Below are 10,550 nucleotides of genomic sequence, written 5' to 3'. Positions count from 1 at the left end.
CTGAAGGAGGGGCGTCCGGCGCGTCCGGCGCTGGTGGCGGGCGTGCGGCCGGAGGTGCTGCCGCTGTCGTTCGCCCAGCAGCGGTTGTGGTTCCTGGACCAGCTCGAAGGCGCCTCCGCGACCTACAACAGCCCGTTCGCGTTCCGCCTGCACGGCACGGTGGACGTGGAGGCTCTGCGCGGCGCGATCGGCGACGTCGTCGGCCGGCACGAGGCCCTGCGTACGGTCTATCCGACGGTCGACGGCCAGCCCCGCCAGCTGATTCTGCAGGTCGGCGACGCCCACGTCCCGTTCACGGTCGAGCCGTGCACGGAGGACGAGGTGGCGGAGCGGATCTCCGCCGAGGCGTTCGCCACCTTCGATCTCTCCGCCGAACTTCCGCTGCGGGTGGTGCTGTTCACCCTCGGCGAGGACGAATCGGTCCTGGTGCTGACCTTGCACCACATCGCCAGTGACGGTTGGTCCTCCGGTCCGCTCTGGTCGGGTATCGCCTCGGCCTACCAGGCTCGGCTGGCCGGGCTCACCCCGGAGTGGGAGCCGCTGGCCGTCCAGTACGCGGACTACGCACTGTGGCAGCACAACCAGCTCGGCGACGCCATGGACCAGCAGCTCGCCTACTGGGCGGAGGCGTTGAAGGGCTCACCGCAGGAGCTGGCTCTGCCGTTCGACCGGCCCCGCCCCGCCGCCGCGTCGCATGACGGCGAGCTGTTGGAGTTCGGGCTGGACGCCGAACTGCACGCCGAACTGGACGCGTTGGCGCGCCGCCACGGGGTCACTCTGTTCATGGTGCTGCATGCCGCGTTGGCGGCTCTGCTGTCGCGGCTGGGTGCGGGGACGGATGTTCCGATCGGGACGGTGGTGGCGGGGCGTTCGGACCAGGCGCTGGACGACGTGGTCGGGTTCTTCGTGAACACGTTGGTGCTGCGGACGGATGTGTCGGGTGAGCCGTCCTTCGGTGAGTTGTTGGGCCGGGTCCGTGACACGGATCTGGCGGCGTTCACCAACCAGGACGTGCCGTTCGAGCGGCTGGTGGAGGAGCTGAACCCGGTGCGGTCGCTGGGCCGGCACCCGCTGTTCCAGGTGATGCTGGTTCTGCAGAACAACGACGAGGGCACCCTGCAGCTTCCTGATGTCGTCGTGACGTCCGAATCGTTCGGGACGCCGCCCGTCAAGTTCGATCTCAACCTGACCTGCGTCGAGAACCGGGACGGTTCCAATGCGCCCGCCGGTATCACGGCTGTTCTGCAGTTCGCGACCGATCTGTTCGATCGGGGGACCGCGGACCAACTGGCGGAGCGGTTGGTGCGGTTGCTGGGTGTGGCGGTCGGGGATCCGGAGGTTCCGGTGTCCGGGTGGGAGGTGTTCGATTCTCCTGAGCAGGAGCGGTACTTCCTGGCGCGGGCGGAGCGGGCGCGGGTCGGTGCGGCGGAGGAGGCCGAGGAGGGGCAGGGCGTTGTGCGGGGGCATCGTGGTCCCCGGACGGCGCAGGAGGAGATCCTGTGCGCGTTCTTCGCCGAGGTGCTTGATGTTCCGTCGGTGGGGATCGACGACAACTTCTTCGCTCTGGGCGGTCATTCGCTTCTCGCGACGCGGTTGATCAGCCGGATCCGTACGACCCTGAACGCCGAGCTGGGCATCCGTGACCTGTTCCGCAACCCGACCGTCGTGGGCGTCGTGGAGAAGCTGAAGGACGGTGGCCCGGCCCGACCCGCGCTGCGGGCCGGAACGCGGCCGGAGGTGCTGCCGCTGTCGTTCGCCCAGCAGCGGTTGTGGTTCCTGGACCAGCTCGAAGGCGCCTCCGCCACCTACAACAGCCCCTTCGCGTTCCGCCTGCACGGCACGGTGGACGTCGAGGCCCTGCGCGGCGCGATCGGCGACGTCGTCGCCCGGCACGAGGCCCTGCGTACGGTCTACCCGACGGTCGGTGGTCAGCCCCGGCAGCTGATTCTGCCGGTCGAGGACGCCCGGGTTCCGTTCACGGTCGAGCCGTGCGCGGAGGAGGAGCTGGCGGAGCGGATCAATGCGGAGGCCTTCGGCCTCTTCAGTCTCTCGACGGAACTGCCGCTCCGCGTGGCGCTGTTCACGCTCGGTGAGGGGGAGTCCGTCCTCGTCCTGACTCTGCACCACATCGCGAGTGACGGTTGGTCCTCCGGTCCGCTCTGGTCGGGTATCGCCTCGGCCTACCAGGCCCGGCTGGCCGGTTCCGTGCCGCTCTGGGAGCCGCTGGCGGTCCAGTACGCCGACTACACCCTCTGGCAGCACAACCAGCTCGGCGAGATTCTCGACGAGCAGCTGACGTACTGGCGCGATCTGCTGGGTGAACTGCCGCAGGAGATGGCCTTGCCGTTCGACCGGCCCCGCCCTGCCGCCGCGTCGCATGACGGCGAGCTGCTGGAGTTCCATCTCGACGCCCAACTGCATGCCGAACTGGACGCGTTGGCGCGCCGCCACGGGGTCACTCTGTTCATGGTGCTGCATGCGGCGCTGGCTGCTTTGCTGTCGCGGCTGGGTGCGGGGACGGATGTTCCGATCGGGACGGTGGTGGCGGGGCGTTCGGACCAGGCGTTGGACGACGTGGTCGGGTTCTTCGTGAACACGTTGGTGCTGCGGACGGATGTGTCGGGTGAGCCGTCCTTCGGTGAGTTGTTGGGCCGGGTCCGTGACACGGATCTGGCGGCGTTCACCAACCAGGATCTGCCGTTCGAGCGGCTGGTGGAGGAGCTGAACCCGGTGCGTTCGCTGGGCCGGCACCCGCTGTTCCAGGTGATGCTGGTCCTGCAGAACAATGACGAGGGGTCGCTGGAGCTGCCGGGTCTCACCGCGCAGCCCGAGTCCTTCGGGACCCCGCCCGCGAAGTTCGACCTCAACCTGACCTGCGTCGAGAACCGTGACGGTTCCAATGCGCCCGCCGGTATCACGGCTGTTCTGCAGTTCGCGACCGATCTGTTCGATCGGGGGACCGCGGACCAACTGGCGGAGCGGTTGGTGCGGTTGCTGGGTGTGGCGGTCGGGGATCCGGAGGTTCCGGTGTCCGGGTGGGAGGTGTTCGATTCTCCCGAGCAGGAGCGGTACTTCCTGGCGCGGGCGGAGCGGGCTCGGGCCGGTGCGGCGGAGGAGGCCGAGGAGGGGCAGGGTGCGGTGCGGGGGCATCGTGGTCCCCGGACGGCGCAGGAGGAGATCCTGTGCGCGTTCTTCGCCGAGGTCCTCGATGTGCCGTCGGTGGGGATCGACGACAACTTCTTCGCTCTGGGCGGTCATTCGCTTCTCGCGACGCGGTTGATCAGCCGGATCCGTACGACCCTGAACGCCGAGCTGGGCATCCGTGACCTGTTCCGGAACCCGACCGTCGTGGGCGTCGTGGAGAAGCTGAAGGACGGTGGCCCGGCCCGACCCGCGCTGCGGGCCGGAACGCGGCCGGAGGTGCTGCCGCTGTCGTTCGCCCAGCAGCGGTTGTGGTTCCTGGACCAGCTCGAAGGCGCCTCCGCGACCTACAACAGTCCGTTCGCGTTCCGCCTGCACGGCACGGTGGACGTCGAGGCTCTGCGTGCGACGATCGGCGACGTCGTCGGCCGGCACGAGGCCCTGCGTACGGTCTATCCGACGGTCGGTGGTCAGCCGCGGCAGCTGATTCTGCCGGTCGGCGATGTCGAGGTGCCGTTCCGGGTGGAGCCGTGCACGGAGGAGGGGGTGGCGGAGCGGATCTCGGCCGAGGCGTTCGCGACCTTCGACCTGGCCGCCGAACTCCCGCTGCGGGTCGCGCTGTTCACTCTCGGCGAGGGGGAGTCCGTCCTCGTCCTGACCTTGCACCACATCGCGAGTGACGGTTGGTCCTCCGGTCCGCTCTGGTCGGGTATCGCCTCGGCCTACCAGGCCCGGCTGGCTGGTTCCGTGCCGGTCTGGGAGCCGCTGGCGGTCCAGTACGCGGACTACGCACTGTGGCAGCACAACCAGCTCGGCGAGACCATGGACCAGCAGCTCGCCTACTGGGCGGAGGCGCTGAAGGGCTCGCCGCAGGAGGTCGCTCTGCCCTTCGACCGCCCCCGCCCCGCCAGTGCCTCGCACGAGGGCGAGCTGCTGGAGTTCCACCTCGATCCCCAACTGCACGCCGAACTGGACGCGTTGGCGCGCCGCTACGGGGTCACCCTGTTCATGGTGCTGCATGCCGCGCTGGCGGCTCTGCTGTCGCGACTGGGCGCCGGCACGGACATCCCGATCGGCACGGTCGTCGCCGGGCGTTCGGACCAGGCCCTGGACGACGTGATCGGGTTCTTCGTGAACACGCTGGTGCTGCGGACCGACGTGTCGCAGGCCCCCACCTTCGGCGAGCTGCTGGGCCGGGTCCGTGACACCGACCTGGCGGCGTTCACCAACCAGGATCTGCCGTTCGAGCGGCTCGTCGAGGAGCTGAACCCGGTTCGCTCGCTGGGCCGGCACCCGCTGTTCCAGGTGCTCCTGGTTCTGCAGAACAACGACGAGGGCACCCTGCGGCTGCCGGGTCTCACCGCGCAGCCCGAGTCCTTCGGGACCCCGCCCGCGAAGTTCGACCTCAACCTGACCTGCGTCGAGAACCGTGACGGTTCCAATGCGCCCGCCGGCATCCTCGCCGTGCTGCACTACGCCACCGACCTCTTCGACCGCGCCACCATGACCCTGCTGGCGGAGCGGTTGGTGCGCTTGCTCGCTGTTGTGGCCGGGGATCCGGAGGTTCCGGTGTCCGGCTGGGAGGTCTTCGATTCTCCTGATCAGGAGCGGTACTTCCTGGCGCGGGCGGAGCGGGCGCGGGTCGGTGCGGCGGAGGAGGCCGAGGAGGGGCAGGGCGTTGTGCGGGGGCATCGTGGTCCCCGGACGGCGCAGGAGGAGATCCTGTGCGCGTTCTTCGCCGAGGTCCTCGATGTGCCGTCGGTGGGGATCGACGACAACTTCTTCGCTCTGGGTGGTCATTCGCTTCTCGCGACGCGGTTGATCAGCCGGATCCGTACGACCCTGAACGCCGAGCTGGGCATCCGTGACCTGTTCCGCAACCCGACGGTCGTGGGCGTCGTGGAGAAGCTGAAGGACGGTGGCCCGGCCCGACCCGCGCTGCGGGCCGGAACACGGCCGGAGGTGCTGCCGCTGTCGTTCGCCCAGCAGCGGTTGTGGTTCCTGGACCAGCTCGAAGGCGCCTCCGCCACCTACAACAGCCCCTTCGCGTTCCGCCTGCACGGCACGGTGGACGTCGAGGCCCTGCGCGGCGCGATCGGCGACGTCGTCGCCCGGCACGAGGCCCTGCGCACGATCTATCCCGCGCACGACGGGCAGCCCCGCCAGCTGATTCTGCCCGCCGGCGACGCCCAGGTCCCGTTCCGGGTCCAGCCGAGCACGGCGGACGAAGTCGCGGAGCGGATCTCGGCCGAGGCGTTCGCCACCTTCGACCTGGCCACCGAACTCCCGCTGCGGGTCGCGCTGTTCACTCTCGGCGAGGGGGAGTCCGTTCTCGTCCTGACCTTGCACCACATCGCGAGTGACGGTTGGTCCTCCGGTCCGCTCTGGTCGGGTATCGCCTCGGCCTACCGGGCTCGGCTGGCCGGGCTCACCCCGGAGTGGGAGCCGCTCACCGTCCAGTACGCCGACTACACCCTCTGGCAGCACAACCAGCTCGCCGAGACCATGGACCAGCAGCTCGCCTACTGGGCGGAGGCGCTGAAGGGCTCGCCGCAGGAGGTCGCTCTGCCCTTCGACCGGCCCCGCCCCGCCGCCGCTTCGCACGAGGGCGAGCTGCTGGAGTTCCACCTCGATCCCCAACTGCACGCCGAACTGGACGCGTTGGCGCGCCGCCACGGGGTGACCCTGTTCATGGTGCTGCACGCGGCGCTGGCCGCTCTGCTGTCGCGGCTGGGCGCCGGCACGGACATCCCGATCGGCACGGTCGTCGCCGGGCGTTCGGACCAGGCCCTGGACGAGCTGGTCGGGTTCTTCGTGAACACGCTGGTGCTGCGGACCGACGTGTCGGACGCCCCCACCTTCGGCGAGCTGCTGGGCCGGGTCCGTGACACCGACCTGGCGGCGTTCACCAACCAGGACCTGCCGTTCGAGCGGCTCGTCGAGGAGCTGAACCCCGTCCGTTCCAGCTCCACGCACCCGCTCTTCCAGGTGATGCTGGTTCTGCAGAACAACGACGAGGGCACCCTGCGGCTGCCGGGCCTCACCGCGCAGCCCGAGTCCTTCGGAACGCCGCCCGTCAAGTTCGACCTCAACCTGACCTGCGTCGAGAACCGGGACGGCTCCAATGCGCCCGCCGGCATCCTCGCCGTGCTGCACTACGCCACCGACCTCTTCGACCGCACCACCATGACCCTGCTGGCGGACCGCCTGCTCCGGCTGCTGGCCGCCGTGGTCGCGGACCCGGACCGGTCGATCGAGGCGGTCGACGTCCTGACCCCGGCCGAGCGCCGGCGGATCCTCGTGGAGTGGAACGACACCGGGCGCGTCCCGGCGGACACCCGGCCGGTCCCGGAGATCTTCGAGGGGAGCGTCCGGCGGATGCCGGACGCGAACGCGCTCGTCTTCCAGGGCGAGGCCCTGACGTTCCGTGAGCTGAACGCGCGGGCGAACCGCCTGGCGCGGCTGCTGATCGACCGCGGGGTGGGACCGGAGCAGACCGTGGCCGTCCTGCTGCCGCGGGGCACCGACCTGATCGTCTCGCTGCTGGCGATCCTGAAGGCCGGCGCCTGCTACGTCCCCGTCGACCCGGAGTACCCCGTCGAGCGGGTCACGTACATGCTGGACAACTGCGGGCCCGCCCTCGTGATCACCGGCCGGGAGACCGCCGCGCGGTTCGCGGGCCTCGGCGGGCGCGTGCCGCAGCTGCTGGACCTGGCGGAGCCCGCGGTCGGCGCCGAACTGGCCGGCCGGTCCGACGCCGACGTGTCGGACGCCGATCGGCTCTCGCCGTTGCGCCCGGAGCACTCCGCGTACGCCATCTTCACCTCCGGGTCGACGGGGAAGCCGAAGGGCGTGCTCATCGAGCACCACTCGCTGGCCAACCTCGTCCACAGCCACCGGGAGGACGTCTACCGGGCCGACATCGCCTCCGCCGGCCGCCCCCTGCGCGCCGCCATGATCGGGGCGACGACCTTCGACGCCAGCTGGCTGCTGCTCTTCTGGCTGCTGGACGGCCACGAGCTGCACCTGGTGGACGACGGGACGCGCCGGACGCCGGAACTCCTGGTCGACTACATCGAGGCCGAGGGGATCGACTACATCGAGACGACCCCGACCTACTGCCGGCAGCTGATCGAGCTGGGCATGCTCTCCGCGGAGCGCTCCTCCCGCCCCCGGATCGTCGACGTCGGCGGCGAGGCGGTCGACGAGGCGCTCTGGGCGGACCTGCGGCGGGCCGGGGTCGCCGGCAACAACCAGTACGGTCCCACCGAGTGCACCGTGTACAGCACGAACGCCGTGATCGGCGCGTACGAGCGGCCGGTCATCGGCCGGCCGATCCGCAACACCCGGCTGTTCGTCCTGGACGACCGGCTGCGGGTGGTCCCGCCGGGCGTCCCCGGCGAGCTGTACATCGCGGGGGAGCTCCTGGCCCGCGGCTACCTGGGCCGGCCGGCCCTGACCGCCGAGCGCTTCGTGGCGAATCCGTTCGGGGCGCCGGGCGAGAGGATGTACCGCACCGGCGACCTCGTGCGGTGGCGGGCCGACGGCGCCCTGGAGTACGTGGGCCGGGCGGACGACCAGGTGAAGATCCGCGGCTTCCGGATCGAGCCGGGGGAGATCGCCGCGGTGCTGCAGGCGCACGACACGGTGGCGCAGGCCGCCGTGGTGGCGCGGGAGGACCGGCCGGGGGACCAGCGCCTGGTGGGCTACGTGGTGCCGGTCGCCGACCGGGAGGCCGACCCGGAGGAGCTGCAACGCTTCGCCGCGGGGCGGCTGCCGCGCCACATGCTGCCCTCGGCGGTCGTGGTGCTGGAGGCGCTGCCGATGACGTCGCACGGCAAGCTCGACCAGCGGGCGCTGCCGGCGCCGGTCGCCGGTGCGGGCGGCGGCGGGCGGGCTCCGCGGTCGGCGCAGGAGGAGATCCTGTGCGCGGTGTTCGCCGAGGTCCTCGGGGTGCCGTCGGTGGGGATCGACGACGACTTCTTCCTCCTGGGCGGTCACTCGCTCCTCGCGGCCCGGCTGATCAGCCGGATCCGCACCGCCCTCGGCGCCGAGATCGGCATCCGGGACGTCTTCGACGCCCCCACCGCCGCCGCCCTCGCCGGACGGCTGGACGACGCGGGGCAGGGCGACGGCGCCCTCGCCACCCTGCTGCCGCTGCGCAGGAGCAGCGGGCCGGCGGCCCGGCCGCTCTTCTGCGTGCACCCCGCGGCCGGCATCAGCTGGGTCTACTCGGGACTGCTCCGCCACCTCGACGGCGACCGTGCCCTGTACGGTCTCCAGGCCCGCGGCCTGCTGGCCCCCGAGGCCGTTCCGGAGAGCCTCGACGCCATGGTCGACGACTACCTGGCACTGATCCGCTCCGTGCAGCCGCAGGGCCCGTACGCGCTGCTGGGGTGGTCGTTCGGCGGGGTCGTGGCCCATGAACTCGCCGTCCGGCTCCAGGAGGAGGGCGAGGAGATCGAGGTCCTCACCCTGATGGACGGCTTCCCGGCCGGTGGCACCGGGACCCCGGCCGGGTCGGCCGAGGCGCCGAGCGGCGAGGAGGCCGTGCGGGCGCTCCTGGAGTCGCTCGGCTACGACCCGGATTCCGCGGCGGCGGCGGACGGTCCGTTCGCGCTGCTCGACGACGCCACGCTGGAGGCCATGGCCAGGGTCTTCCTCGGGAACATCGCGGTGCTGGACTCGTTCAAGTCCCGTACGTTCAGGGGCGATGTGCTCTTCTTCGAGGCGACCAGGGAGGAGCCGTTCCCGCCGGTGCGGCCCGAGGACTGGCAGCCCCACGTCACGGGCCGGATCGAGGTGCACCGGGTGACCGGACGGCATGGTGAAATGACGCGGCCGGATCAGCTCGCCCAGATCGGCCCGGTCCTCGCCGCCCGGCTCGCGGGCGAGCGCGACGGGTCCTAGCTGCTGGATAGGCGGCCCGTGTGCCGGTCGGCACACGGGCCGCGCGACGGCCCTCCCGCTCGTCCCGGCACTGCCCGGCGAGCGGGAGGGGGCCCGGCCGGCGGGCGGTTTCGGACGGTTCGGCTTCCCTTCCTCGAGAAATTGGAGCGATCGATGGGCAATGACACACGTGGTGGCCTGCTCCGCCGCCACCGGGACTTCCGGCTCCTCTGGTTGGGCGAGACCGCGGGGCGCTTCGGTCAGTCGGTCACGGTTCTCGCCGTCCCGTTGATCGCCGTTTCGACCCTGCACGCCGACACCTTCGAGGTGAGCCTGCTGAGCGCGGCGCCCTGGGTGCCGTGGCTGCTCATCGGGCTGCCGGTGGGGGTCTGGGTGGACCGGCTGAGGCGCAGGCAGGTGATGTTCTGGGCCAACATCGTCTGCTTCGCGCTCTTCGCCAGCGTTCCCGTGGCGGCCTGGGCGGGGGTGCTGAAGGTCGGTCAACTCCTGCTCGTGGCCCTGCTCGCGGGCGCCGCCACGGTGTTCTTCCAGACCGCGTACACCGCCTACCTGCCGACGCTGGTGAAGCCGGAGGACCAGGCCGAGGGCAACGCCAAGCTCCAGGGCAGCGCCTCCGCGGCGCAGATCGTCGGGCTCGGCTGCGGCGGCCTGCTCATCCAACTCGCGGGCGCGGCCAACGGGATGCTGGTCAACACGACGACCTTCCTGCTCGCGACGCTCTGCCTGGTCGGCATCCGGCACCGGGAGGCCGCTCCCGAGCGGGTCGAACGACCGCGCGGCGCCATGGCCGAGGAGATCCGGGAAGGACTGGGGCTGCTCTTCGGCGACCCCTTCCTGCGGAGCCTGGCACTCTTCGGAGCGGCGTCCAACCTCGCCCTGTCCGGGTACCAGTCGCTCACCGTGGTCTTCCTGGTCCGTGAGATCGGCCTGTCCTCCGGGACGATCGGCAGCCTGGCGATGGTCGGCGGTGTCGGCGGCGTGCTGGGAGCCTTCGTCGTGCGCCGGGTCAGCGCCAGGCTGGGCACCGGCCGCTCCCTGCTGATGTTCGAGCTGGTGCTGCCGGCGCTGGCCCTGCTCATCCCGCTGGCCGGCCCCGGCTGGGGGCTGACGATGGTCGTCCTCGCCTACGCCGGGGTGTCGATCGGCGTGGTGGCGGGCAATGTGCTCAAGTCCGGGTTCGTCCAGAGCTACTGCCCGAGCGGCGTGCTCGGCCGGCTCGTCGCGAGCTCCGCGTTCCTCAACTACGGCACGATGCCGCTGGGCGCCGTGCTCGGCGGCGCGCTCGGCACCTGGCTCGGTCTGCGCCCGGCCCTGTGGATCCTGACCGCGGGCGTACCGGCGGCGGCCCTCTTCCTCTACTGCTCCCCGATCCGCGGCCACCGGGACCTGCCGACCGGGCAGATGTCCGTGCGCCGGCCGGAGACGGACCCCGAGACGGACCCGGAGGCGGACGTGGAGCCGGTCGAGGCGGTCCGCTGAGACGCCGGGCGTCGCCGCGG

Annotated in this window: 2 protein-coding genes; both read left to right on the top strand. The window is 71.2% G+C overall.

Annotation, left to right across the window (positions count from 1 at the left end):
• Positions 1 to 42: 42 nt before the first annotated feature.
• Complete coding sequence (locus ACGFSC_RS27565; RefSeq protein ID WP_359912530.1) at positions 43 to 9,051, top strand: amino acid adenylation domain-containing protein; 9,009 nt, start codon at positions 43 to 45, stop codon at positions 9,049 to 9,051.
• Positions 9,052 to 9,204: 153 nt separating this feature from the next.
• Positions 9,205 to 10,530: an MFS transporter gene (locus ACGFSC_RS27560; protein WP_359912533.1), complete on the top strand. Its 1,326-nt coding sequence runs from the start codon at positions 9,205 to 9,207 to the stop codon at positions 10,528 to 10,530.
• The last annotated feature ends 20 nt before the right edge of the window (positions 10,531 to 10,550 follow it).

The sequence above is a fragment of the Kitasatospora sp. NPDC048715 genome (assembly GCF_043198905.1).
In the GTDB taxonomy this organism is placed as follows: Bacteria; Actinomycetota; Actinomycetes; order Streptomycetales; family Streptomycetaceae; genus Kitasatospora; species Kitasatospora lactacystinica.
The sequence above is the reverse complement of the archived record's forward strand: the minus strand, read 5'-3'. Positions and strand labels throughout refer to the sequence as shown.